Annotated in this window: 20 protein-coding genes; 3 read left to right on the top strand and 17 right to left on the bottom strand. The window is 50.8% G+C overall.

Features of this window, described 5'->3' with window-relative positions; translation table 11 throughout:
• Positions 1 to 89: 89 nt before the first annotated feature.
• Both IG609_RS02000 and IG609_RS01995 read right to left on the bottom strand, forming a co-directional pair.
• Positions 90 to 356 (bottom strand): type VI secretion system PAAR protein, encoded by a 267-nt coding sequence (locus IG609_RS02000; protein ID WP_193397811.1) that lies wholly within the window; start codon positions 354 to 356, stop codon positions 90 to 92.
• 178 nt (positions 357 to 534) lie between these two features.
• The gene (locus IG609_RS01995) at positions 535 to 882 is read right to left on the bottom strand and encodes a hypothetical protein (protein ID WP_193397810.1); all 348 of its coding nucleotides are present in this window, start codon (positions 880 to 882) and stop codon (positions 535 to 537) included.
• Positions 883 to 921: 39 nt separating this feature from the next.
• Between IG609_RS01995 and IG609_RS01990 the strand changes: the two genes are divergently transcribed.
• Complete coding sequence (locus IG609_RS01990) at positions 922 to 1,068, top strand: hypothetical protein (protein WP_193397809.1); 147 nt, start codon at positions 922 to 924, stop codon at positions 1,066 to 1,068.
• A 16-nt stretch (positions 1,069 to 1,084) separates the two neighbouring features.
• Here IG609_RS01990 and IG609_RS01985 read toward each other — a convergent pair whose 3' ends face one another.
• The 8 genes from IG609_RS01985 to IG609_RS01955 form a co-directional block, all read right to left on the bottom strand.
• A complete protein-coding gene (locus IG609_RS01985; protein WP_193397808.1) occupies positions 1,085 to 2,170 on the bottom strand; it encodes a hypothetical protein in 1,086 nt (361 codons plus the stop codon).
• A 114-nt stretch (positions 2,171 to 2,284) separates the two neighbouring features.
• Positions 2,285 to 2,419, bottom strand: a complete 135-nt coding sequence (locus tag IG609_RS20445; protein ID WP_264177033.1) for a hypothetical protein — start codon at positions 2,417 to 2,419, stop codon at positions 2,285 to 2,287.
• 306 nt (positions 2,420 to 2,725) lie between these two features.
• A complete protein-coding gene (locus IG609_RS01980; RefSeq protein ID WP_226374045.1) occupies positions 2,726 to 3,883 on the bottom strand; it encodes a hypothetical protein in 1,158 nt (385 codons plus the stop codon).
• 94 nt (positions 3,884 to 3,977) lie between these two features.
• Positions 3,978 to 4,997 (bottom strand): hypothetical protein, encoded by a 1,020-nt coding sequence (locus IG609_RS01975; protein ID WP_193397807.1) that lies wholly within the window; start codon positions 4,995 to 4,997, stop codon positions 3,978 to 3,980.
• 17 nt (positions 4,998 to 5,014) lie between these two features.
• The gene (locus tag IG609_RS01970; RefSeq protein ID WP_226374044.1) at positions 5,015 to 6,625 is read right to left on the bottom strand and encodes a hypothetical protein; all 1,611 of its coding nucleotides are present in this window, start codon (positions 6,623 to 6,625) and stop codon (positions 5,015 to 5,017) included.
• Positions 6,626 to 6,636: 11 nt separating this feature from the next.
• Positions 6,637 to 7,533 carry a DUF4123 domain-containing protein gene (locus IG609_RS01965; protein ID WP_193397806.1) on the bottom strand — a complete coding sequence of 299 codons (897 nt, stop codon included), beginning with the start codon at positions 7,531 to 7,533 and terminating at the stop codon, positions 6,637 to 6,639.
• The gene (locus IG609_RS01960) at positions 7,526 to 9,496 is read right to left on the bottom strand and encodes a type VI secretion system Vgr family protein (protein ID WP_250127231.1); all 1,971 of its coding nucleotides are present in this window, start codon (positions 9,494 to 9,496) and stop codon (positions 7,526 to 7,528) included. The genes IG609_RS01965 and IG609_RS01960 overlap by 8 nt, the downstream gene beginning before the upstream one ends.
• A 201-nt stretch (positions 9,497 to 9,697) precedes the next feature.
• Positions 9,698 to 10,216, bottom strand: a complete 519-nt coding sequence (locus IG609_RS01955; protein WP_116186550.1) for an Hcp family type VI secretion system effector — start codon at positions 10,214 to 10,216, stop codon at positions 9,698 to 9,700.
• A gap of 589 nt (positions 10,217 to 10,805) precedes the next feature.
• On the opposite strand from IG609_RS01955, the gene dkgA reads away from it, so the two are divergent.
• Positions 10,806 to 11,633 carry a 2,5-didehydrogluconate reductase DkgA gene (gene dkgA, locus IG609_RS01950; protein WP_193400989.1) on the top strand — a complete coding sequence of 276 codons (828 nt, stop codon included), beginning with the start codon at positions 10,806 to 10,808 and terminating at the stop codon, positions 11,631 to 11,633.
• 84 nt (positions 11,634 to 11,717) lie between these two features.
• Here dkgA and IG609_RS01945 read toward each other — a convergent pair whose 3' ends face one another.
• The 4 genes from IG609_RS01945 to parC form a co-directional block, all read right to left on the bottom strand.
• Positions 11,718 to 12,455 (bottom strand): GntR family transcriptional regulator, encoded by a 738-nt coding sequence (locus tag IG609_RS01945; RefSeq protein ID WP_102117120.1) that lies wholly within the window; start codon positions 12,453 to 12,455, stop codon positions 11,718 to 11,720.
• A gap of 385 nt (positions 12,456 to 12,840) precedes the next feature.
• Positions 12,841 to 14,256 (bottom strand): cell division protein FtsP, encoded by a 1,416-nt coding sequence (gene ftsP, locus IG609_RS01940; protein ID WP_193400967.1) that lies wholly within the window; start codon positions 14,254 to 14,256, stop codon positions 12,841 to 12,843.
• Positions 14,257 to 14,358: 102 nt separating this feature from the next.
• Positions 14,359 to 15,096 (bottom strand): 1-acylglycerol-3-phosphate O-acyltransferase, encoded by a 738-nt coding sequence (locus IG609_RS01935; RefSeq protein ID WP_193400969.1) that lies wholly within the window; start codon positions 15,094 to 15,096, stop codon positions 14,359 to 14,361.
• 150 nt (positions 15,097 to 15,246) lie between these two features.
• On the bottom strand, positions 15,247 to 17,520 hold the full coding sequence (gene parC, locus IG609_RS01930) for a DNA topoisomerase IV subunit A (RefSeq protein ID WP_193400992.1): 2,274 nt from the start codon (positions 17,518 to 17,520) through the stop codon (positions 15,247 to 15,249).
• 494 nt (positions 17,521 to 18,014) lie between these two features.
• Here parC and IG609_RS01925 point away from each other — a divergent pair, with 494 nt between their 5' ends.
• The gene (locus IG609_RS01925; RefSeq protein WP_193400994.1) at positions 18,015 to 20,417 is read left to right on the top strand and encodes a TonB-dependent receptor domain-containing protein; all 2,403 of its coding nucleotides are present in this window, start codon (positions 18,015 to 18,017) and stop codon (positions 20,415 to 20,417) included.
• Between the two features lie 250 nt (positions 20,418 to 20,667).
• On the opposite strand, the gene parE is transcribed toward IG609_RS01925, so the two are convergent.
• The 3 genes from parE to cpdA form a co-directional block, all read right to left on the bottom strand.
• Positions 20,668 to 22,563 carry a DNA topoisomerase IV subunit B gene (gene parE / locus IG609_RS01920; RefSeq protein WP_193400973.1) on the bottom strand — a complete coding sequence of 632 codons (1,896 nt, stop codon included), beginning with the start codon at positions 22,561 to 22,563 and terminating at the stop codon, positions 20,668 to 20,670.
• A gap of 86 nt (positions 22,564 to 22,649) precedes the next feature.
• On the bottom strand, positions 22,650 to 23,231 hold the full coding sequence (gene yqiA, locus IG609_RS01915) for an esterase YqiA (RefSeq protein ID WP_193397171.1): 582 nt from the start codon (positions 23,229 to 23,231) through the stop codon (positions 22,650 to 22,652).
• Positions 23,231 to 24,058, bottom strand: a complete 828-nt coding sequence (cpdA, locus tag IG609_RS01910) for a 3',5'-cyclic-AMP phosphodiesterase (protein ID WP_193397172.1) — start codon at positions 24,056 to 24,058, stop codon at positions 23,231 to 23,233. The genes yqiA and cpdA overlap by 1 nt, the downstream gene beginning before the upstream one ends.
• Positions 24,059 to 24,069 lie beyond the last annotated feature (11 nt).

Below are 24,069 nucleotides of genomic sequence, written 5' to 3'. Positions count from 1 at the left end.
GCCACTGCCTATCTAAAAATAACAGATAGGCAGTAACACAGTGGAACCAAATACTCACCACACCTGTTCAGCCAAGTATCGATAAAATGTCATCCAATATTTACCGTTCCCCCGCCAACCAACACACTACCGCAACTTACTCCATCCCCAGAACGCGCCGCAGGTTTACCATCAATAAATACACTCGATGAACCACCGCTGATGCTTCGACTATGTCCGTGCGGAGCCAGAGGGTCGCCTTGGCGAGCCAGTGGCAAACCATCAACCTTAACGGTTGAGGAACCCGCTACGACGGAGGTTGGCGGATGACTACCGTGCCCGGTGTCGTTATCGCCTAATTTAACGGCATTGCCCATTTTTAGTCCTTGTTAATATATCCGTTACAATATCGAGCTAAGAAAGCTATTTATTCCAGAAATATTATTCTGAATTATCCTAAATACGTGTGCGAGTTACTCTCGAATAAGAAGGTAATCCCCCTAAAATACCAAACGCTTGATGCACCGAATCGGGCATTTTAATATCGGAAAAGTGTCAACCTATATCAGAGCCAGCCTTACGGTTATATTCACTGACAACCACACTGAGCCGGCGGTGATTAAGCAGCACAAAACTCAAAACGCCTAAAAGTAGCGCCAGCCAGCAGAACAAAATTTTTACTCCACTGACCCCACAGAACAACAGAATAATGGACAGTGCAAACCCTGGAAAAAACACGATTGCGGCAGTTCCTGCTAACACCCCACTCAGCCACTTAAATGTCGGGGAGTGTAAGAAAGGTCCAAGGATAATAATTATTGCCAATGGGCCTAAGAAAGCGATCAACAGTGCGTAGCCCGGCTCTTGCACCAGAAAAAGAAAATTAAAAGGTAAGGTCAGCATGACATGTCTCTTCAGAAATAATTGTAATAACGGATGGAGATGATCACACATCAGCTTCGCCAGCGTCAGGCTAGGAAACGTATTGATGCCACGATTATACAAGGTGGTATTTTGTTAGGGCATTCACATCGCTCGGCGATTCTATCTTCCCACGCAGATAGCATGCTGCTGCAAACGCTGCGGTAATTCATTTCATACTCTCTTACATTGAGGGTGAGTAAAAAGAGAACGAAAACAACTGCTCAAAGTGGATATCGACCTGATGTTGTTTTACTTCAATGGGAACCGCGAGTATCAGCGCTATCGCCAGAGCGATGCCGACCAAAAAGTAACGAGCACGGCTAAACACAACCGTTAATTTTTTGCGGCGCTGGATATTGCCGATGGGAGCAATGCCGAATACACGGTGCAATTTGTCGCGCGTGATCACCCAGTCATCACCATGCCGGACTGCATTACCAATCAACAGATACTTGTGGCCTTGTTTAACAATATATTCTCGCTCAATTTCGCGTCCACTGCGCCGCTGTGCATTAACCGATAACAGATGGAAGTCCAAGTCGATGGCATCAACCCGCACACTACCCGTGCCGTCACGCAGCAGAAATGGATGGCAACACTGCTCCTCATGAATGATCCGGTAATGCGTTCTCCCCTCACGGTCGCGTTTTTCTTCAGTAACACAGTGGTAGTAACCAATACAGCGCTCTTCGCTCAGCGGTGCCAACATCTGCTGTTGCGCCACCAGTTTGCCTTCCAATTGAACCATGCCGGCCGTCATTGAACGCACTTTACTGCCAGGTAACATTTCTTGAAAGCGCATAAAACGGCGCTGAGCTGATGGCTGCATAATTCGGAAAATTACGATACCCATAAGTGCAATAATGCCCAATACGCCGAAAAAAGGAATCAGTATCAGCGCGATAAGCGTCAGACTATTCAGCACGATTTTCCACAATGGCGTACGTTTTGTCGTAGTGGTTGTGATGTTTATTGTTGGGCTGCGGGTAGCAACATGGCAGGAGGCGGCCTTTCCCTGAGGAGGTTCAGGCGTACCCGAGCCATCATCCTTAGCGACGCGAAGAAGTGCAGAACAGCCATAAAATAGCAGAGCAGGTACGGTAACCAGCGCAATAATCCCAACTGGCGTTAAGAGCATATTGAAAAACGCATCGCCAAAGATCAGATGAAAAATTTTGCCAGCAGCGATAAGCAGGGCAGAGAGTATGACCGGTAGCAACAGAAAGCCGGCTCCGTTTAAAAAACGAGACAGATATTTAAACCACATATTGATACATCAACGCTCCTGTCGTTGTAGACTCGTCGTGATCGGAAAAGAGATGCCAGCGGATATGCCCTATGCCCGTATAGAGCATAAGCACCACAGCCAATCAGCCAATCGTCACACTTCCACCGCCGAATGACGGTTATCCATCCCCAGCACACCGTTAGTTTTGATGGCGCAAAACGCCGAGTTAATATCGAATACGCTGCGAATTCGTAACGGTTCCTCAGCGGCAGTAGCGGTAGACATCATGATTAGTCCTACAAAAACTACGTGCATACATTTACGCCATTTTTCCCTCATGATGTCTCCCTGATTTTATCGATGACTAAAATAAAAATAGCAGCCTAAACTTTCTCATTTTCAATTTAGTATTACACATTATTTTAACGAATTAAAACTTAATGCACACAATTCCGTTATCAGCCAAGGATACTCATCACTAAATTTGTTATTGCTCAAACGAATAACATGACTATTTTAGGCGTTAAATTAAAATACTGGAGTAAGTGGTTCACTTACTCCAGAGATCCGTATATTTTTAATCTTCACTAAAAACTAGATAACAGGAATAAACCTTCCATCAATGAAGGAAAATATGGGGGAAAAGGATCCAATAAACCTCTCCCCCCCCTCATCAGTGAAATAAGAAATGGGAGAAAATGTAGGGTCTGACTTATTGATAAAACGAAGCATCCGCTGATCATTCATTACTTCAATTTCATAATCACTCCAATTGATAGGGATCATTTTGAATGAAGGATCTTTAAGATCAAAGAAAAGATCAGAATATATATCATCGACACTCTCCCCTGTAGTTATTGCCCATGCTTGCAACGATTCATTAAAAGTTTTTTTTATCGCTGCATTATCTTTTTCAGCTAAAATATACCAGAGGTCAAGGTATGCACGTTTAAGTGCCAAAGCTTGTTCTGGTTTGTTAGTAAATGGAGTCGCTTTCGTCCATTTCCATTCGGGGAGATTCTTAAGATGGACTTTCTGCGTAAATTGATAGAGCTCCATCCCAGCAGGAAAATCATTATCAGAGAAATATTTATCAGGAATATGTCCCTTTTCCACCTGCTGCGCGAAAATTTTCTTTACCACCACCTTTTCGGCTTTATCGCTGTTTGCCCCTCCTTCTCCGCCTGATTGCGCATAAGGAAGTCCGTCTTGACCAATAGCAATAGTGAGCTGACTCAATACCTTTGACTGTTCACCTTTAAACGCGGTTAAAGCGACTTTACATCTTGCATCCGGTTTAAATACCCCGCGAGCTTCATCACCGATGGTTTCTGGTGAGAACCAACCCAGCGCCCCGATTTCAACCGTAATCTCATTTTCGCCATTTTCCAAAAATAACAATGAATTAGTACTGGAGGTGCCAAATCCTCTTCCAGCGACCGCCGAATGACGGTTATCCATCCCAATAACACCGTTAGTTTTGATAGCACAAAACGCCGAGTTAATATCAAATACGCTGCGAATTCGTAACGGTTCCTCAGTAGCATTAGCGGTAGACATCATGATTAGCCCCACAAAAACCACGTGCATACATTTACGCCATTTTCCCCTCATGATTTCTCCCGACTTTTTCTCTATACCGCGTTCAGAATTGGTAGCCTGATTTACCGAATTTTTATAAGCTATCACACACATTAGTAATAAAGTAAAATATTGATAAAAATTATTCTGCCAATCGTTAAGGATACTCATCACTGACTTTTCCATTACTTAGATTAATAACATGAATCACTGGAGTAAGTTATTCACTCACTCCAGATATTAGCGAATTTAACCTTCCCTAAAATTAGATAACAGGAATAAACTTACCATCAATGAAGGAAAAAATTGGTGAATATCCTCTAAGCCGCTTACTGCCATTTTCATTTACTATAAAATAACTTAATGGAGAGAAACTTGGATCAGATTTGTTTATAAAACGAACCATTCTATGATTATTCATCACCTCAACTTCATAATCATTCCAGTTGATGTTAATCATTTTAAAATTATTACTTTTTAAATCATCTACAAATGTATTACTCTTGTAAACATCATCAATATTATCCCCAGTAGTCATTGCCCATGCTTTCAAAGACTCATTAAGATATCTCTTTATTTCTATATCATTCTTTTCTGCTAAAAGGTGCCAGAGATCGAGATAAGCAATCTTTAGCGCCTGAATCTGTTCTGGCTTGCCCGTGAACGGGGTTGCTTTTGTCCATTTCCACTCAGGGATATTCTTAAGATGGACTTTTTTAGTAAACTGATAGAGCTCCATACCAGCAGGGAAATAGTTATCGATCAGATAATCCGAGGAGAGATGTCCCATTTCAACCTGCTGTGCTGTGATTTTCTTTACCATCACTTTTTCAGGTTTAGCACTGTCCACTTCCCCGCCTGATTGCGCATAAGGAATACCGTCTTTACCGATAGCGATTGCGAGCTGGCTCAATATCTTCGACTGTTCACCTTTAAACGCAGTGAGGGCCACTTTACACCCTGCATCCGGCTTAAATGCCTTACTCGTATTGCCACTAATGGTTTCCTGTGAGAACCAGCCCAGCGCTCCTATTTCAACCGTAATCTCATTTTCGCCATTTTCCAACGCAAGCAATGCGTTAGTACTGGATGTACCAAACCCTCTCCCAGCCACCGCAGAATCTCGGTTATCCATACCAAGGACGCCGTTAGTCTTGATGGCGCAGAACGCCGAGTTAATATCGAATACACTACGGATTCTTAACGGTTCATTAGCTGCGTTGGCGGTAGACATCATCACTCCTGACAGTATTAGGCATTTCCATTGAAAAAACTTCCCCATCATGCGCTTTCCTTGTATTCCTAGCGTTTTGGATTGGATCCCATGGCCCAAGGTTCCTGACTCGTTTTTTGCACTGCATTATAGTTGGGATTCGATCCCATTGCCCACGGCTGGGCAGGTATCACTTCTGGCTTGGTAATGACTCTCTCTTTACCAAACAAATTAATTCTCATCGCAGACTCATCCGCTTTTAATGGCCCAGCCAATTCGGTTGTTGATTTGTATGAATATTCATCGTCCGTACTGCCTTTCATACCACGATCTGGTGCTGATTTAAAATCAGCCATTAATGCTACTTCAGCCTTAATCCCATCGTGATATCCCACCAAATCGATACCGTCCTTATGTGGATCCAGTTTCATTCCGGCTTCCGTTTTGAGGCTTCCTTTTGCCTTTAAGGTTATTTCAACAAATAATACTTCTGTTTCAAATGATTGGCTGACAACCCCTTCTAGAACAAAAGCCAGTTTATTGTTGTCGTCCTCTGGCGCGAAGGTCCACTGTGCTTGCTTATAGGCCGCACCGACAGAAAAATGCAGCTCTGCCGTCAGTTGTATATAACACTCGAGGGAACTGCCGCCCTTCGCGATATATTCCCGGCACTTCGCGGCAATACGTTCTACTTTACAATAGGCCGCCAGAAGCTGTATCAGGTCTATTTTCATACTCATGCTAAGAAATGGCGCGGCGTAAAAACCCATAAAATGCGTAGCGTCATCTACGCTGTCCTTGCACTGATACGCATAGGACACCCCAAGATTAATCGGCTCAACGGAGAAATCAAAAGGACGATACTCACGCGTTCCCTTTTTTTCAGGGTCGGGCTCAGGCAGGAGATATTTGTTGATATTCGATAAAAAGCGCTCTACTTTGCCAATCTGTTCCAGCGTTTTGACCGTTTTGACTCTATTGCGCGTCATCTCCGCAAACTTAGCCGAATATTCCGTACCACCGATTTTTAACCCGTACTCAATATTCAGCTTCTGCTCCTGCGTGATTTGAAACTGATCGGTCTGCAATGTCCAGCCACTCCGCAGTTTATTGCCGTTTTTAGGCTGGGTATTCTCCATCTTTTTTCTGGCAGCGATCTGTTCATCCCGCCGCTCTTTCCAGGTGCGTTCTTTTCCCCTTAGCGCATAGCTGAAACCGATAACAGCCCGTAGCTCCACTTCAGGATAAACATCTATTTGTGCATAACTCGCTTTCCCCGTACAGCCCTGTGTAATCAGTTGATAACGATGAGGCGCAGCAATCGCATCAGAGGGCAAATGAATACGATTGAAATAGGACCATATCGGATCGACGGGCGGATCATCCTGCTCACTATCAGCCGGTTTCTTGTAATAGAGCGTGATGGGGTTTGGCGTTCCGTTCTTTAACGCAATTGTCTCATTTCCACTCTCCAACGTGGCCTGCGGACAGGTTGGCTTCTCGCACTTCCCTTCTATTTTTATCGTTCCCTGACTGCCGGTTCCATCATCTAAGACTTTGAGATGAATGTTCTGCTCCACAGGCCAGGCATGCGTTTTCTCATCGAATGCATCGAGCGTTATCTCATAAGTACAGGGATCGGGATGATTGCAATGTGCGCAGGCACTGCCCGCCGCAAGTGAGACTTTTCCTTCAGACATAGGCTTTTCCTTTAGCGGGGAATATATCCCAGAGTGTCTTTAAGCAAACGTTCAACCCGGTAATGGCCGGGAAAGTTTTCATTACTTAATAAATCCAGCCATAGCGGCGGGATTTTTTTTAATGAATACATCTCTTTTTCTATTAACAAATGCAATAATCCGCGAATAGCGCGATCGTCTTCAATGCCTTTTGCCTTACAAAAATGATAACACTCGCTCACAGACTCGTTGACTGTTAAGCGCTCAGGGCTATCTTTTAAGCCGTTATAAATGTCCTCCGTCTGGCTCATTTTCCATTCGGGAGTATGCGGTACAACATATTGTATTTTTTCTGCGTATTGAGTAATCGTTTTAGTCGTTAACCCCCCGATGTATTTCATTTCCGCATAGTGATTCAGTAAATCAAGTTGTGGCTGGCTGATTCTGAACAATTTCATTCGACTTTTAGCCGTTGGCGGAAACTGGGCACGGACGGGCTGAAAATGCTCTTCCCGGATTATTGCACTATGGACAGTCATCATTTTTTCAATCGGGCCCATAAAACAATGCAATTCCCATTCACTCAAAACATGGCATAAATCCCAGATATTCCGTGGATCGTAAAAACGGAAAAACACGGGTTTATCTTCTGAGGGAAGAAGAACCTGTAAATATTTACGCAAGTGTTGGCGTAAATCCTTCATGCTTACCGACGTAAATAAATAGATCCCCCACGGAGAAGTTTTATTCACCAACCAGGATGAAACCTCCTGCGTGACTTCAACTAAATAGGGAGCCAACGGGATTAACTCCTGCTGTAATGGCTCTGCATATAAGCAACAATGCGGCGCATCGTGTTCAGCCAAAAAATCCAGTAGCCCCTCTTCAATGGAACCGTCGATAACGGCATATTGTACGATTTCACTCACTGTTTCCTTTCTCCTTTACCGGACAGTGCGCGACAAACAGCGTCCCTGTGGCGGCGGCCGCTTTCAATATCGCCGGATCGGCAGGGAGTGCCACATCGCCCGGGCTACCACCTGAATTCAGGTTAATCGCCGGTCCTTTGATGTCCACCCCGCCAGCGTGGATAACCACAAAACTGCCCCCGACTCTGAGTGTCAGTTTGCTGCCGCTTTGCAGCGTCAGATCGCCATTGCTGTCCACGCTGAATACGCCGTTGACTTTCTGCGTCAGATCGCCCTTAACCTGTATACCCTGATCGCCTTCGGTTAACGATAAATGATGGCCTGTGGTTTTGTGATCCTGACTGCCTTCCACCGTAACTTTACGATTGTTGGCGACCACCAGTTCTTCATCATGTCCGATACTCGTTGTGCGGTTATAGTCCACGCGCTCATCTTTAGCATTGAGCACCCGCACCGCCATATTCTTCTGGGCGTGAAGGAAGATTTCTTCGTTGTCGGTCGCATCCTCAAAGCTGAGTTCGTTAAACCCTTTGCCTTTATGGGTTTTGGAGCGAAGCGTGGTACGCGTTTTGTTAGCAGGCAGCGGATACGGCGTCGGATTGGTGGCGTGGAAAGTACGCCCGGTGACAATCGGCTGGTCCGGATCGCCTTCAAGGAAACTGACGATCACTTCATGCCCGATGCGCGGGATGGCGATCATCCCGTACTGGCCGCCCGCCCAGCCCTGGCTGACGCGCACCCAGCAGGAACTCTGGTCGTTACTCGCACCGTAGCGATCCCACGGGAATTGCAGTTTTACCCGACCATACTGATCGCAGTAGATCTCTTCCCCCGCTGGGCCGACGACAGTGGCGATTTGCGGGCCGTCCACCATCGGTTTGTAGGGCATGGCAGCACGCCACGTCGTCGTGCCTTTCACCACCGCAAAACTGTTGCTCATGGTCGTCGGTTCGCCGCCGCTTTCTTCTTCCAGCGCCTGCGGCTGCTGCCCGACGTGCGTCACGCTCACCGTCTGCCACACCGCATTCAGCGCCGCATTCGGGTGCTCCGTCAGCGTGAAGGTGTTACCCGGCATCAGCCCCGCGCAGTTGGATTCGCCTTCGCTCGTCACCGCCCCTGAGCGCAGCGCATCCAGCCGGTAGCCGCTGAACGCCTTGCCGCTCGGGTCTTGCTTATAGCGCCCCGGGTAGTCGTAATGCTGATAGCTTTCGCGCTGGTGTGCCAGCTCACTGCTCATTTTCTTGTGCGACAGCCCGTAAGCCGGTGTCTTGAAGCTGTAGTCTTTCAACTCGACTTCGGCCGTACTCACCCGCTCTGCGTAGTGGAAGCGCCGGACATATTCGCCCTCACTCAGCCCTTGTGTCGCCAAGTTGAAGAACAACTCGGGGCCTTTGGTCAGTGCGCCCGCATCGTCGGCAAACACCACCCGGTGCTTACCTTCTTCGTATTCGTGGAAGAAATACATGCCCTCCTCGGCGGCCAGTCGGGTGATAAAGGCTAAATCGCTTTCCCGATACTGCACGCAGTATTCGCGTGGCGCGTGCGCATGGCGCAGCGCAAAGGCGTAGTCGGTGATACCGGCTTCTTCCAGCAGCGCCCCGATAATCGCTTCCGGCTTCTGCGCCTGAAAGATGCGGGCGTTGGTGCGTAATCCCAGTCGCCACAGGGCAGGACGGACGTCTATCTGATAGCGCGTGCGCCGGAATCCGGTGTCACCCTGCGTGAAGCCGCTGATAATCCCGCTGACCCGACGTTTCAGCTCGCCTTCATACCAGATCATCAGCTCGCACGGCTGGTCCAGCACCGCGCCGAAATCGACATCCGGCAGCGCGCTCGCCAGACTCAGCGACAGGCTGAAAGGCCGGTTCAGCCCTTCATCCAGCCTGAAATCCACCACCGCGAAAGTGCCTGCATCCAGGGCACCGACCTTTACGGTGAACTGTAATCCTGTACTGTTTGCCACCTGTCCTCTCCTTTTTCCTTCGCCGTTACCATGGCTACCGCACGCCTCGGGTTTTCCCAGAGCGGCACGTCACTATCCTGATTAAAATAAAAACCTGCGCTGTGGTCTGAGTCTGCTCACACCACAGTTCATGTTGATAAAGCATCGCGTTGAGAAAAACGCAGAAAACCCGGCACGGTGGCCGGGTTAGAAACAGAAGGATTACGCTTCGACCGGTGCACGCCAGTCATCAGAGCCGGAAGTCCCGGCAACGGTGTGCTCCCAGTCAATTTTGCGGTAGGCCAGCGACACTTCAATCAACTGGGTGTAGTCCAGTTTGGACGGGTCCTGACAGTGTGGCATTTTGCAGTCGATGTCGACGATGGTGGCATCGGTCAGCACGGTAGAGAAGAAGTGTTCTTGCTTGCCTTCCACCGAGGTGCGATACCATTTCAGGGTCACGGTCGGCAGCATTTCGCCGGACGCCAGGGAGTTGTACATCAGTGGAACGGCTTTGTTCAGCGCGACAGTGAATTTGAACGGCTTGTGCACACGCTGACCGGACGGCTGACCAGACTGTGGGTCGGTTGGGACGGTGACAATGTGTTTGAATTCCTGTACCAGCATTTCATCTTCGTGGCCTTGCACATAGATGTTACCGACCGAATCAGACGTGAAAGCACCCGCAGTAATGTTGCCCTGAGTTTTACCTTCGATGCTGATATAGCATGGAGTTGGCATAGTCTTGCTCCTTGTTGTTGAACGAAATGAGTTGTTGAACGAAATGAGTTATTAAACAGAATGAATAACTTCACGCTCTGTATAGCAATCCACATGCCAACTTTCATCTGCATGTTTTATAACGATATTTACTTAACTCAAATTTTCCTTAAGCAAAATTTGAGCAAGAAGTTGCGCAGACCTCGCGAAAAAACGGCATCTATTGCGCAAAAAGTGATTTCAACCAGAAAGTGAGCAAGAAGTTGCGCAGAATGCGCAGTTATGCTGAAAGTTTGCGTTAGTGATAAATTATTCAAAGGAATAACCAATTTAAATGTGTTGTTTTGATAGGCTAATGGTAAATGAGGCGATAATTTGCTCAATTTTGATTAGCGTGTAAGTGAGTAATTACTTATGTATATAATGCAAAATATGCACGGGCTTGATTTCATCAGCCAACCTATAACCGACCAAATTTTCTACTAAACTAAAATCATATGCCTGTTCCTGCGTGGGATTACGTTCCTCTCTGCCCGTGATATGAACAGGTCGCCCATCCCGTTAACCCTATGATATTTGCATGGATTAATGGATATAAAAGGAGAGTGAGATGACGCAACCGAAAGTTAAACTGGCGGACGGCAATATCATGCCCCAGATGGGCCTTGGTGTCTGGCGAGCAAGCAGTGAGGACACAGTGATCGCCGTGACTGAAGCATTGTCCATCGGTTATCGGGCGATCGATACCGCCGCGATTTATAAGAACGAGGAGGCCGTTGGTCAGGCACTGAGTGCCGCGAACCTGCCGCGTGAAGAGGTGTTCATCACCACCAAGCTCTGGAATGGCGATCACACCGATCCCCAAAAAGCGCTGGAAGAGAGCCTGAGAAAACTTCGATTAGATTATATCGATCTCTACCTGATTCACTGGCCGCTCCCGCAACAGAACACCTTCGTGGATGCCTGGCGTGGACTCATCAAACTCCAAGAGCAGGGTCTGGCGAAAAGTATCGGCGTCAGTAATTTCCATACTCACCACTTACAGCGGCTAAAAGAAGAAACGGGCGTCTTGCCGGTCATCGACCAAATCGAGCTGCATCCTCTTCTCCAGCAAAAGCAACTTCATTCCTGGAACGCCACGCACCATATCCAGACCGAATCCTGGAGCCCGCTGGCGCAGGGTGGCGCAGGCGTCTTCGACCATCCCATTATCCGTAAACTGGCGACAAAATACGGCAAAACGCCGGCACAGATCGTGATCCGCTGGCATCTGGACAGTGGGCTGGTGGTGATTCCTAAATCGGTCACGCCGTCGCGTATCAAGGAAAATTTCGAGGTGTTTGATTTCCGTCTGGATAAAGACGAGCTTAGTGACATTGCCAAGCTGGACTGTGGGAAACGTCTGGGATCGGACCCTGACGAACCGAGAAACGACTAAGAACTCATCCCATTAGGGCTACTGGGATCGACTCTATCCCCCTTCGATGCCAGCCTTCACCGTGCTGGCATTTTTCTTCTCATCCTAATCAGCAAACTGAATCTCATACACGTCGCTACGGCAGTGTGCTTCGCTGTATTCCAACAGTTCACCCTGTTCGTTATAAACATGCAGTTGGCAATACAGCGCTGGGGACTCCGCCACGATACCAAGAAGCGTGGCAATGTCTGCCGTACAGGCAATCGCTTTGAAACGATAGCGTTTTTTGTCAGGCGCTATATCACGCGTCATCCAATACTGATAGAGAGACTGCTCAAGCGCTTCAGGGTCGGGTAGGAATTCTTGCGGTATCCAGGTCGTTTCCAGTGAAACGGGCTCGCCATTACTGAGCCGGACGCGTCGCAGATAGGTGACAGCCTCGCCTTCCGGCAGAGACATTTTCGCGGCAATGGCGGCGGATGGAATCTGTATTGTCTTTTCTAACCACAGGCTGCCAGCTACGCCGCCTTGTTTCAATATCAGCGCGGTGAAACCTTCATCCTCGGCGCTCAACGTGTAGTTAAGCCGTTGGGCCACGCGGGTTCCCACCCCCTGTTGTCGCACAATCAGCCCTTTTTCTTCCAGCAGCGACAAGGAACGGGAAACCGTTACGCGCGACAATCCCAACTGCTGAGCAATCAGTCTTTCGGCGGGTAAGAACTGGCCAGATAACGTCTTACGACGGCTGATTTCTGATTCAAGCAACGACGCGAGCTGCATGTAGCGAGGCGCCGACGGCGCTCCAGCCAGTTGATCCCTGACCCAAAGCAGTAATTCCCGCATAGTGCAGCCCTTTTAGTGACGCAGCGTTCTGGCTACGTACAGGTTAAAACAGAAAGTGGACCTGATTTCATGACGAAACGAAACGCACGGGCTCTGGCATTGTTGTAATAAAAAATGTTCTTTTAGCACAATCCGATCCGAAGCAGCGCACGACGCAAAAACGCTATTCACCCTTAATTAATAGCAACATCAATATGTAAGGTATCGTCCGCACAGCTTCGCATCTTTAATTTTGGTTTGTCTGAATAGAGGTGGATCACATTAAGAAACAGATGAGTCTCGGAAGCGTTGCCGTCTGACAAGCGAGCGGTGCGTCAGACGGGGAGGGCGTCACATTTGCCACGGCGGAGGGTAACGCAGAGAAACCGGCAGGCTATCGGTTGGTTTACATCGCAGACTGTACGATGAGCTGTCCCGTCGAACCGCGATCGGCCAGTTCCAGCGTCTGGCTGTAATACAGGAAAGGGAACGCCATTGAGGAGGGCTGCGTGAAATAAACTAACAGCTCGACATCGTTATCCACCCACACCGTATCTTTCCAGCCGCTGTCTTCCACCGCCGGTGGTCTACCATTGGCACTGCGCACCAGGAACTTGACGCCCTGAATGTGGAAAGCCTGCGGCGTGTCAGCGTGGATTATCCAGCGCTCACAGCGGCCAAGCTGGGTTTGTACATCAGCACGCGTCATGTCCCACATCGCGCCGTTGATGCCAGGCAGACTGTCACCCAGCCGGAATTCGCGCGTGCGGCTAATGCTGCCTTCAATGATGTTGTCGGCCAGTAAACGCATCGGCAGGTTATCCGTGACTAATGGCAACAGCCCCGTCGGCTTCAGCGTGAGTATTTGAGTCGAAATCAGCATGCTGGAAGGCTCAAACAGCCCGCGCAGACGATCCATAATCCCAGCCGACTCACCTGCCGTTAGCGTGACGTCTTCGCCTTGCGACATGTCGATCAGTATTTCGCGCCGTTCGCCGGGTGCGAGAGAAAGCTGGTTCACCGCCATCGGTGCAGGCAGCAACCCTTGATCGCTGGCGATCACACGCATCGCTCGCCCATCGCTCAACCGCATCACGTAACGCCGGGAGTTCGAGGCATTCAGCAATCTCAGGCGAACCCAGCCACGGGACACTTCAACAAAAGGATTTTGCACGCCGTTGACGAGCAGCGAGTCCCCCACAAATCCACCGTTAGAAGGCGGGTTATAGAGAGGAACACCAAAGTTATCCAGTCGTTTATCCTGAATAATCAGTGGGAAATCATCAACACCGTAGTGATTGGGAAGCGGTAAGGATTTACTGGTGCTGTCTTCCACCAGCCAGAGCCCAGCCAGCCCGTTATAGATATGCGGGGCCATGCGGTTCGGCGTATTCGCATGATACCAGCAGGTCGCTGCTGGCTGACGAACGGGCAACACCGGTGACCAGTCGCTTCCTGGAGAAATGATACGAGCCGCGCCACCGATCAACGGCCCCGGCACCTGCAACCCACCGATCGTCATCGCGACAGGCTCATTCAGGCGGTTACTATAAATCAGCTTAACGTCATCGCCGTCATAGACCCGCACCGTCGGCCCTAAATAGCGGCCATTGATGCCCCAAATGGCGGTCTTACGGTCACCGGAAAATGCCCAATGGGCACGTTGCATGGTTAGAAAAAGAGGCTGGCCTCGGCGCGACTCCAGTAATGGCGGTATCGGCAATGCGATGGGATTCCCACTGGCTTTCGCCACCCGTGGTGTCATACCCGCGCATAACGCAAAGCCCGATGCCTGAATAAACTGACGTCGGCTGAGTGACATAATGACTCCGTAACTCCAATAAACCGTAAGCAAAGTTTATCTTCCGATTCGTTCTTAAATAGGCAATCGGAAGCAATAATCGCGTAACTCGATGGGGTAAGTTTATTTTTTGTCTGCTGCTTCGCGTGCCGCGACTTCCGCATCCAGCTCCGCAATCCTAGCAGCCATCACATCATGGCAGTGTGCAGCAAGTTCGCGAACCTGCTCTTTGGTATATGCGCGGGTATCGATGGGTGGCAACATTTCTACGATAACGAGTCCGTTATTCCAGCGGTTCAACTTCACCTTGTTGCTGGTCGTAGAAACGCAAATCGGCACAATTGGCACGTCTGCGCTAATCGCAGCATGAAAGGCACCGGTTTTGAATGGCATCAGGCCGCGTCCACGGCTGCGCGTACCTTCAGGGAACATCCAGATAGACGTGTTGCGCTCTTTAATATGCTTCACGACTTGGGCAATGGTGCCATGCGCTTTGGCGCGGTTTTCACGGTCAATCAGCAAGTTACCCGTCAGCCAATAAAGTGGCCCGAAGAACGGGATCCACAGCAGGCTTTTCTTACCCACGGTAACGGTACGAGGCTGAACCGCGCTAGATACCGTGACCATATCGTAGTTGTTCTGATGGTTCGCGATATAGATGCAGTTGCCGTAATGCGCCGCTTCTTCCGGTATCCGCATTTCTACTTTCAAGCCAAACACCACAGACAAGCGACCAAAAAGATGGCCGAAGGTCGCGACATGGCGGGGATTTCGAGGGCTGAACAGGCAGTAAAACAAGCCAAAAATACAGATCAAAATCGAAAATATAATGACAATAAAAAAACGCAAAATGGATAACATAGCAACCTCATGAGCCGACAGCCGCCGCTAGTATAGCGATTCCGCGCTAAAACACACGGTGATTCAATTTGCAGCGGGATGGCAACCAGAAACTAAAGAAAGGCGATATGACACCGCCTTTCTCAACATGCACAAGACAATACGGAAGCGTTATTCTTCACTGCTGCCGGTGGTGTCAACCTGCTGGGGTGCATCCACCTCAATCCGGTCAATACCTTTTAACCCACGCAGCAACGTGCCTTTCAGTCCGCGTTTGCCCTGATAATTCTGAAAATCATTGGGGCGTAGCAACTGTTTGCGCTTACCAACGTAGAGCGTGACAGAAGCCTGCGGCGGTAATAGAAGCAACTGAGCCAGACGATCTTTGCCTTCCGCAAAATCAGCCGAAGAGATGGAGACAATCTTGTTGCCCTTGCCTTTCGACAGCTGTGGCAGCTCGGATACAGGGAACAGCAGCATTCTGCCTGCGGCAGTGATCGCCATCAGCAGATTATCGTCGCCGTTGATCTCGATCGGTGCCAGCACCTTCGCATTATCCGGCAGCGTGATCAGCGTTTTTCCTGCGCGGTTACGCGTCACCAAATCACTGAAGGTACACACAAAACCATAGCCTGCATCCGATGCCATCAGTAGCAGTTGATCGTCTGCGGCCATCAGCACTTGTTCCACCTTCGCACCCGGCGGCAGCGTGCGTTTACTTGTTAGCGGTTCACCCTGACCACGAGCAGAAGGCAACTCATTCTGATCCAGTGCATAGCTGCGGCCAGTAGAGTCAATAAACACCACAGGCTGATTGCTTTTCCCTTTCGCAGCATCACGGAAGCTATCACCCGCTTTATAACTCAGCCCAGTTGGGTCGATATCATGCCCTTTGGCACTGCGTACCCAGCCCATTTCCGACAGCACAATGGTGACCGGTTCGGAAGGCGTTAACTCGTGCTCGTTCATCGCTTTGGCTTCGCTGCGTTCATGCAGCGGAGAACGACGATCGTCACCATAGACTTGCGCATCGGACTGAATTTCTTTCTTAATCAGGTTACTGAGCTTACGGTCTGACGCCAGCAGTGCTTGAAGCTGATCGCGCTCTTTTGCCAAATCGCCCTGCTCACCGCGGATTTTCACCTCTTCCAGCTTGGCCAAATGACGTAATTTCAGCTCCAGGATCGCTTCAGCCTGTGTTTCACTCAGGCTGAACTGGCGCATCAGAACGGGCTTCGGTTCATCTTCCGTGCGGATGATATGAATGACTTCATCGATATTCAGGAACGCGATCAGCAAACCTTCAAGGATATGCAGGCGCTTGAGCACTTTTTCCAGACGGTAGTTCAGACGGCGGCACACGGTATCGCGACGGAAGACCAGCCATTCACTCAGGATCTCGACCAGCCCTTTCACGCTCGGGCGACCATCCAGACCGATCATGTTCATGTTAACGCGATAGCTTTTTTCCAGATCGGTCGTGGCGAACAGGTGGTTCATCACCTGATCCATATCGATCCGGTTCGAGCGCGGCACCAATACCAGACGGGTTGGATTCTCGTGATCCGATTCATCACGCAGGTCTTCGACCATCGGCAGCTTCTTCGCACGCATCTGGCTGGCAATCTGCTCCAGCACTTTGGCACCAGAAACCTGATGTGGCAGCGCGGTAATCACGACATCACCGTCTTCTTTCTTCCACACCGCACGCATACGCACGGAACCACGGCCATTCTGGTAGAGTTTGCGCACTTCATCGCGTGGCGTGATGATTTCAGCTTCTGTTGGGAAATCCGGCCCTTGAACATGCTGCAATAACTCGTCCAGCGAGGCCTTCGGGTTTTCCAGCAGCATTACCGCAGCGGCGGCGACTTCACGCACGTTGTGCGGCGGTATGTCCGTGGCCATCCCTACGGCGATTCCGGTGGTGCCGTTCAGCAGAATATTCGGCAGACGCGCAGGCAGCATCTTCGGCTCTTGCATCGTGCCGTCAAAGTTCGGGGTGTAATCGACCGTGCCCTGCCCGAGTTCGGACAGCAGCAGTTCCGCATATTTGGACAGCCGCGATTCGGTATAACGCATGGCGGCGAAGGATTTCGGGTCGTCCGGTGCCCCCCAGTTCCCCTGACCATCCACCAGCGGATAGCGGTACGAGAACGGCTGCGCCATCAGCACCATTGCTTCATAGCAGGCGCTGTCGCCGTGCGGATGGTATTTACCCAGCACGTCACCCACGGTACGGGCAGATTTTTTGAATTTGGCGCTGGCATTCAGTCCCAGCTCGGACATCGCATACACGATGCGACGCTGCACAGGCTTCAGGCCATCGCCAATGAACGGCAATGCCCTGTCCATGATGACGTACATGGAATAATTTAGGTATGCATTTTCGGTAAACGTGCGCAGCGCAAGGCTTTCTGCGCCGTCATGAGTCATCTCACTCATTTATCTCACTTCCCTCACATCGCGGCGCGATGGTTACGCTTTCCGGCACGCCATAGCGGCGGTATGTTTGGCGAGAATAGTACCTTATCTAATGAGGTGATGTCACAGGGAACCATTCGCAGGGAACCGCGCCACAGGAGTGAGTCACGTACTTCTTTAGCCGGTATCCAGAATGAGTCCGGGTACTCGCGGTTAAGCGCTTCATCATCGTCCAGCTCGTAGTGTTCGGTTTCATAAGTCAGTCATTTCATTACGCCTCATTGAGGCATAGCCAGTCGCTTTCATTTTGATAGCAACCATCCCGTTTCATTAAGAATTATTCATCATCGTTGCAACATCAGATGATAATGCTTAGCATATTGATAATGGTTATCATTACCACATGATAATTAATGTTATTTGCCGTTTTGCATTTCCCTTGCAGACGTTAGCGACCAGCACGCCATGTTTCCCCAACGCCGCTGGCCAGAACAACCTTATAGCAGAGTATCATTATGTTAATTAACAAGAATTTAAATAAAATTCTTCTCACCGGCATCTTGACTGGCGTTGCGCTGAACGGGATGGCAGCGGATAGCACCACAGGTAACAACGCACTCAACGTGAAGAATCAAGACGATTCGGCGTCGAAAACGGGACAGACTGACGATGTGATGACGGTTCACTCGCCAAAAGTCGAGAAAAAAGCCGGTTCAATTACGACGCTGACTGCCGCAGACATGCAAAGAGAAGGCGGCAACAATTTCGGCACGATCATGCGCTATCAACCTTTGGTGAGCGCAACAGGATCCAGCGGCGGCAGCAATACAGGGAAAAGCGGCTTCGACCGCGGCGGTTACACGGGCTACAACATTCGCGGCATTGAAAGCAACCGTGTAGCGATCGATACCGATGGCATCGCCCTGCCTAATGCCACGGGCCGCAGCTACGCCAGCCGTGCCGGATTCAATACCTTCGGCATGGGACGGGACTATATCGACCCTTACGTGTACAGCAGCGTCGATATTGAGTCGGGCGTCACCTCCGCAGAAAATACGGTCAACGCACTCGGGGGCAGCGTCTCCTTTCGGCCAAAATCTGCCGATAATTACCTAAAAGCAGGCAAGCAGGACTACTTCGGTTTCCAGAGTGACTACGATTCCGCCAACCATGGTTGGCATAATGGCATCACCGCCGCAGGCGGTGATGACGAACTGCGCGGCATTGTCGTGCTCAGCCGCCGCGACGGCCAGCAAACGCGTAATAACAGCGACGAGATCGCCGCTTACCCCGCCAACTGGCACTCTAACGCCATTTTGGCGTCCGGTATTTGGCAGGCTAACGATGAGCATCAGCTCACCGGTACGCTGGATTATTACCATAAAACTAACCACACCCATTATGACTACTGGGGTAGTCTGCCAAGCAGCAACAACACCATTTACGGCACGGCGCAACAGAGCAGCGAGACACGCCGTTGGACCGCCAGCCTGAAAGATCGCTGGACGCCCGTTAACAACACGCTGGTCGATTTGGTTGATAGCCGCATTTACTTCCAAAACAGCGAATCACACGACAATACCTGGCTGCCCGCAACCACAGGGATGGCGGCAGCAGATAGCCACCGCGTCTATTCTGACTACAATGTCACCACCTATGGGTTCGATACCCATATGGTGAAAAGCTGGGATCGCCACGAGTTCAGTTGGGGTCTTAACGCCAGCCAAAGCAAGACAGAGCGCCCGTTCAGGCAATCACCGAATCAAACGGGTGCCAATAACCTCATGCAGCCAGAAGCCGATAGCAACAGCTACACCGTCGGCGGCTTTGTGCAGGATACCGCTACGTGGGATCTGGCGGGGCACGCCTTCTCGGTTGTCCCTGCCGTACGCGCCATCCACCAGCGTACCAAACCGACCAATACGGTTCGCCTGAGCGGTGACGGCAGTGTCATCAGTGAATCCGATGTCAACAAACTGTACGGCAAAGCCAACAGCGATACGCAAGTCCTGCCGTCTCTGAGCTTCCTCTATGACATCACGCCGACGCTGACAACCTATTTGCAGTACCGTCGTGGCGCACAGTTCCCGGATGCCAGCCAGCTTTATGGCAGCACCAACCTGGACGCCAACTATGCCGGACCAGTTCAGTATGCCTTTATCGGCAATAGCGACCTCAAAACGGAAACCAGCAACAACGTAGAGTGGGGATTAAAAGGGGAAGCGACGGAGGGGGTCACCTTCCGTACCGCGCTGTTCTACAACACGTATAAGAACTTTATCGCCAATACCCGCTACCGTCGTAGCGCCAACCCCGATAAATTCGTCAATGTACCAAGTAATATCAGCACGATATATCAGGCGGAAAACCGCGATAAAGCCTACATCTACGGTGGTGAGGTCAGCAGCAAAATACAGCTAGGCACCTGGTTCCCAGCGGTTGATGGGCTCAGCACCACGCTGGCGTTTGGCTACACCAAAGGCCAATCGCAATCGCGCTACCTCGGCGACCGCTATGTCGATCTCGACAGCGTTGCGCCAATGAAAGCCGTGGTAGGTATCGCCTATGATGATCCTGCCCAACGCTACGGTGCTGCCCTGACATCTACCTTCCAGAAAGGTAAGCAGGCGAAGGATACCAGTCGCGAAAGCTATACCAATGCTGGCAACGCGATCGCCACCTCGAATACCGAATATATGCGCATTCCCGGCTATGGCATGGTTGACCTGACCGCCTACTATCGCATTAGCAAGAACGTGAAAGTCAGCGGTGGCGTGTATAACCTGACTGACCGTAAGTATTGGGATTATCTCAGCAGCCGTCAGATTGAAACCAACGATCGGCAGGGACAGTATGACCGCGCCCTCTCCGTGCAGCCTGGTCGTTCCTTCCAACTGGGTGTGAATGTGGACTTTTAATCAATAGTGTTATGCGCAAGCGCGCATTTTGCTGATTAACGCAGGCACCTGGACGAACACTTTGCCAGATCGACGTTTTAGGTACCTTTCTACCGCTGTGGGCAACACCTCACAGCGGATTTTCTGTGAGTTCCTCGCTCATAAAATCGAGAAAGCAGGTAATGCGCGCCACTAGCTGACTATTGCGATAATACACCGCGTGACTTTTATAAACGAATATACCTGCCTCGATGAGGTGTTTACTCAAGCGTTAGACCTCGATCTCCGCCTTATCGCCTTTCTCTTGCAGCCAGTTGCGGCGATCTTCCGAGCGTTTCTTCGCTAGCAGCATATCCATCATCGCCATCGTCTGATCGATATCCTCTTCGCTGATGGTCAACTGCACCAGACGGCGAGTATTCGGATCCAGCGTAGTTTCGCGCAGCTGTAGCGGGTTCATTTCGCCCAGACCTTTAAAGCGCTGCACGTTAGGCTTGCCTTTCTTACGCTTAAGCTGCTCCAGCACGCCCGCTTTTTCCTCTTCATCCAGCGCGTAGTAAACTTCTTTGCCCAGATCGATGCGGTACAACGGCGGCATCGCGACATAAACATGCCCGCCCTGAACCAGCGCCCGGAAATGGCGGACAAACAGCGCACACAGCAGCGTGGCAATGTGCAGGCCATCGGAGTCCGCATCCGCCAGAATACAGATCTTGCCGTAACGCAGTTGGCTGAGATCGGCGCTGTCAGGATCGATACCGATCGCGACTGAAATATCGTGTACTTCCTGCGACGCCAGCACCTCATCGGAGGAGACTTCCCAGGTATTCAGGATCTTACCTTTCAGCGGCATGATCGCCTGGAATTCACGTTCGCGCGCCTGCTTCGCCGATCCGCCCGCCGAATCCCCTTCCACCAGAAACAGTTCCGTCCGGTTGAGATCCTGCGAGGTACAATCCGCCAGTTTGCCTGGCAGCGCAGGCCCACTGGTCAGCTTTTTACGCACCACTTTTTTGGCGGCACGCATACGGCGCTGAGCACTGGAAATCGCCAGCTCGGCCAACTGCTCCGCAGCCTGTACGTTCTGGTTCAGCCACAGGCTGAAAGCGTCTTTCACCACGCCGGACACAAACGCGGCGCACTGACGGGAAGAGAGACGCTCTTTGGTCTGCCCGGCAAACTGCGGTTCCTGCATTTTGACCGACAGCACGTAAGCACAGCGTTCCCAGATGTCATCTGCACTCAGCTTCACGCCGCGCGGCAGAATATTGCGGAATTCGCAAAACTCGCGCATCGCATCCAGCAAGCCTTGGCGCAGGCCGTTAACGTGCGTCCCGCCCATTGGCGTCGGGATGAGGTTCACGTAGCTTTCCGTCAACAGCTCACCGCCTTCCGGTAGCCAGAGCAGCGCCCAGTCCACGGCTTCAGTATCGCCAGTAATCGACCCTAGAAACGGTTTTTCCGGCAGCGTGATCAGGCCATTTATCGCTTCGCACAGGTAGTCATTCAGGCCATCCTGATAGCACCAGCGCTGCTCGGTGTTGTTAACTTTATCTTTGAAGATGATTTCCACACCGGGACATAAGACCGCTTTGGCCTTCAGCAGGTGCGTCAAACGGGAGACGGAAAAACGGGGGCTGTCGAAGAACTTCTCATCCGGCCAGAAATGCACGCGTGTTCCGGTGTTACGACGTCCGCAGGTGCCGGTTACAGTGAGTTCCTGCACTTTATCGCCGTTTTCAAACGCGATGTCGTACACCTGACCATCGCGCTTAACGGTAACTTCAACGCGGGTAGACAGGGCGTTCACCACGGAAATCCCTACGCCGTGCAAGCCGCCCGAAAACTGGTAGTTTTTACCGGAAAATTTGCCGCCCGCGTGCAGGCGACACAGGATCAGCTCAACGGCAGGTACGCCTTCTTCCGGGTGGATATCCACCGGCATCCCACGGCCGTCATCAATGACTTCCAGCGACTGATCGGCGTGCAGAATCACATCAATACGGCGTGCATGGCCCGCCAGCGCTTCATCAACGCTGTTATCTATGACCTCTTGTCCCAGATGGTTAGGACGCGTGGTATCGGTGTACATTCCCGGACGACGGCGCACCGGTTCCAGTCCGCTGAGTACTTCAATCGCATCAGCGTTATAACTTGATTGAGCCATAGTTTGCGTTAATTCTTTGAGTTCAGTGAATGGTGTTTAACGAACCGCTTTCGGCGCTTCGTTTTTCAATGCCTATGTGTGGTGATTCAGTCTGTCGTGAGCCCTAAAAAATTCACAATCGGTGCGAAAAAGTGCTCAAATCCGACAAAGGCATGATTGCCCCCTGACTCCACAGTTTGACGGCAGGCCGTGTAATACGCGACTGCCTGACGATAGTCCAGAACCTCATCCCCTGTCTGCAACAGTAGCCAGAGCAAATCCGGCGATTCCAGTCGGTCAACCTGCATGACCTTCAGATCGTAAACGTGCCGAGACTCTAGCACATATTTTTCACCGGTGTAGGGGTTCTGATAGTCGCCCAGATGGTCCAGCAACAGTTCAAACGGCTTCACCGCAGGGTTCACCACCACGGCAGGCAGCATAAAACATTGGGATAGCCAGGTGGCATAATAACCACCGAGGGAAGAGCCAACAATGCCCACCGGACGACCGGCCCGCTCCATAATCAGCGACTCCATCATCTCGGCCGCTTCCGACGGATACGGTGGAAGCTGGGGAATCACCATGTCAATTTCAGGGTGCCGCTCTGCCAGCCACGTTTTCAGTGCCGTCGCTTTCGCCGACTGTGGCGTACTGTTGAAGCCGTGCAGATAAAGAAGCGTTGGCATTAGTAACCGTCCGAATCCATGTCAGGCAGAAATTCGCTGCCTGAAAGACGATAGACCTCGGTTTCCAGACGGCCATCAGGCAGCAAGTCCAGATAGCGCCAGCCCGGCGCCACGTCATCAATGGTGAAGTTAGTGCAGTGCGGTTTAAACTGTACGCAGGTCGACGGCGTGGCTAGCAAGCGGCGGCCGTGCCAGTCAAAATCCATCTCCTGATGAATATGACCACACAGCACGGTGTTCACCTGTGGATAGCGATCCAGCACCGCAGACAGATTATGCGCGTTACGCAAGCTATGCTGATCGAGCCAGGTACAGCCGGAAGGATGCGGGTGATGATGCAGCAGCAGCAGCGTAAAGCGATCGGGCTGACTTTTCAGGCTGCGCTCCAGCCATTCAAGCTGGTATTCGCTCAGCTCACCGTGCGGCACGCCAAACACCTGACTGTCCAACAGGATAATTTGCCACTTGTCGCCCAGCAGCACATGCTTGGACGGCGCAATACCGGCGTCAGCCAACGCATCGACCATCGCCGGTTGGAAATCGTGGTTACCCGGAAGCCATACGCAAGGTGCAGGGATCTCCGCAATTCCGCGCGAGAAATGATGATAGGCTTGCAGCGTGTGATCCTGTGCCAAATCGCCTGTCGCGACGATCAAATCAAACACATCCTGCCGAGCCTTGATGGCATTCAGCACAGCGTGATAGCTACGATAGGTGTTGATACCCAGCAAGGTTTCATGCTCGCCCGCAAAAAGATGGGTATCTGTTATTTGTAAAATCCTGACTCTGGCGCCACTCGCCACAGGCAGTGTCAACAGGCTTTCCAAATGGTGTCCTT

The sequence above is a fragment of the Pectobacterium quasiaquaticum genome, assembly GCF_014946775.2.
In the GTDB taxonomy this organism is placed as follows: domain Bacteria; phylum Pseudomonadota; class Gammaproteobacteria; order Enterobacterales; family Enterobacteriaceae; genus Pectobacterium; species Pectobacterium aquaticum.
This window is presented reverse-complemented; position numbering and strand designations above follow the sequence as displayed.

What these genes read in the sequence shown, in the direction of transcription:
- IG609_RS02000 (WP_193397811.1), bottom strand. Translation starts at nt 356, where the DNA reads ATGGGCAATGCCGTTAAATTAGGCGATAACGACACCGGGCACGGTAGT.
- IG609_RS01995 (WP_193397810.1), bottom strand. Translation starts at nt 882, where the DNA reads ATGCTGACCTTACCTTTTAATTTTCTTTTTCTGGTGCAAGAGCCGGGC.
- IG609_RS01990 (WP_193397809.1), top strand. Translation starts at nt 922, where the DNA reads ATGATCACACATCAGCTTCGCCAGCGTCAGGCTAGGAAACGTATTGAT.
- IG609_RS01985 (WP_193397808.1), bottom strand. Translation starts at nt 2,170, where the DNA reads ATGTGGTTTAAATATCTGTCTCGTTTTTTAAACGGAGCCGGCTTTCTG.
- IG609_RS20445 (WP_264177033.1), bottom strand. Translation starts at nt 2,419, where the DNA reads ATGATGTCTACCGCTACTGCCGCTGAGGAACCGTTACGAATTCGCAGC.
- IG609_RS01980 (WP_226374045.1), bottom strand. Translation starts at nt 3,883, where the DNA reads ATGAGTATCCTTAACGATTGGCAGAATAATTTTTATCAATATTTTACT.
- IG609_RS01975 (WP_193397807.1), bottom strand. Translation starts at nt 4,997, where the DNA reads ATGATGGGGAAGTTTTTTCAATGGAAATGCCTAATACTGTCAGGAGTG.
- IG609_RS01970 (WP_226374044.1), bottom strand. Translation starts at nt 6,625, where the DNA reads ATGTCTGAAGGAAAAGTCTCACTTGCGGCGGGCAGTGCCTGCGCACAT.
- IG609_RS01955 (WP_116186550.1), bottom strand. Translation starts at nt 10,216, where the DNA reads ATGCCAACTCCATGCTATATCAGCATCGAAGGTAAAACTCAGGGCAAC.
- dkgA (WP_193400989.1), top strand. Translation starts at nt 10,806, where the DNA reads ATGACGCAACCGAAAGTTAAACTGGCGGACGGCAATATCATGCCCCAG.
- IG609_RS01945 (WP_102117120.1), bottom strand. Translation starts at nt 12,455, where the DNA reads ATGCGGGAATTACTGCTTTGGGTCAGGGATCAACTGGCTGGAGCGCCG.
- ftsP (WP_193400967.1), bottom strand. Translation starts at nt 14,256, where the DNA reads ATGTCACTCAGCCGACGTCAGTTTATTCAGGCATCGGGCTTTGCGTTA.
- IG609_RS01935 (WP_193400969.1), bottom strand. Translation starts at nt 15,096, where the DNA reads ATGTTATCCATTTTGCGTTTTTTTATTGTCATTATATTTTCGATTTTG.
- parC (WP_193400992.1), bottom strand. Translation starts at nt 17,520, where the DNA reads ATGAGTGAGATGACTCATGACGGCGCAGAAAGCCTTGCGCTGCGCACG.
- IG609_RS01925 (WP_193400994.1), top strand. Translation starts at nt 18,015, where the DNA reads ATGTTAATTAACAAGAATTTAAATAAAATTCTTCTCACCGGCATCTTG.
- parE (WP_193400973.1), bottom strand. Translation starts at nt 22,563, where the DNA reads ATGGCTCAATCAAGTTATAACGCTGATGCGATTGAAGTACTCAGCGGA.
- yqiA (WP_193397171.1), bottom strand. Translation starts at nt 23,231, where the DNA reads ATGCCAACGCTTCTTTATCTGCACGGCTTCAACAGTACGCCACAGTCG.